This window comes from Streptomyces murinus, from assembly GCF_002154555.1.
GTDB classification, from domain to species: Bacteria; Actinomycetota; Actinomycetes; order Streptomycetales; family Streptomycetaceae; genus Streptomyces; species Streptomyces murinus.
The window spans coordinates 1-956 of record NZ_MUNF01001062.1 but is presented as its reverse complement, the minus strand read 5'-3'; the positions used below and the strand labels follow the sequence as shown (position 1 = coordinate 956).

The 956-nt window shown below is 75.2% G+C and carries 1 protein-coding gene; it reads left to right on the top strand.

What is annotated here, in order from left to right:
• The first annotated feature begins 86 nt into the window (after positions 1-86).
• A complete protein-coding gene (locus CCN72_RS37665; protein ID WP_341868917.1) occupies positions 87-923 on the top strand; it encodes a helix-turn-helix transcriptional regulator in 837 nt (278 codons plus the stop codon).
• Positions 924-956 lie beyond the last annotated feature (33 nt).

Below are 956 nucleotides of genomic sequence, written 5' to 3'. Positions count from 1 at the left end.
GGGCCCGCCCGCGCACCCGGCCACGGCACCATCGAGGGGACGGCACACCCCGGGGGTGAACACCCCGCTGCCCGAAGGAGAGATCGCTGCCGACGACGCCCCACGGCTTCCCCCACCGTGAACTGGGCGCCTTCCTGCGCTCGCGCCGCGAACGGCTCGCCCCGCACACCGTCGGCCTGCCCGCCGCCCCCGGCCGCCGCACACCGGGCCTGCGCAGAGCCGAAGTCGCCGAACGCGCCGGCATCAGCCTCTCCTGGTACACCTGGCTGGAACAGGGCCGCGTGCGCACCTCCCCGCAGGTACTGCGCGCCGTGGCCCGGGCCTTGCGCCTGGACGAGGCGGAGACCGCGCACGTCCTGTCGTTCACCGCCGAGGACAGGCCCCCCGCGGACCCTCCCACCTTCGTCTCCCGGAACCTGCTCACCCTCGTCCAGAGCATGGCACCCCACCCCGCCGTGGTCCTGGACCCGCACTGGGACCTGCTGGCGTGGAACACCTCCTACGCCGCCCTGCTGACCGACCCCGCGCGCCTGCACCCCAAGGAACGCAACCTGCTGTGGCTGGTGTTCTGCTGGCCGCCGGCCCGTACCCTCCTCGCCGACTGGCCGCGCGAAGCCCGCGCCCTGCTCGGCCAGTTCCGCTCCCGGGCCGCCCGCCGCCCGGACGACCCCCGCTTCACCGAACTCCTCGGCCGGCTCCTGACCGACCCCGACGCGGCCCGCTGGTACGCCGACCGCGAGACCACCGCCTTCCAGCCCTCCGTACGCCGCTTCCACCACCCGGCGGCGGGCGAACTGCGCCTGCGCTACGTCAAACTGGCCGCCGTCGACGAACCCGGCCACCACCTGCTGACCTACCTCCCCGACGACCCCGCCTCCCACGACGCCCTGCGCCACCTGGAGAAGACCGCCCCGAGTCCCTGACCCAGGACCGCGCGACCGGGACCCCGCGGCACC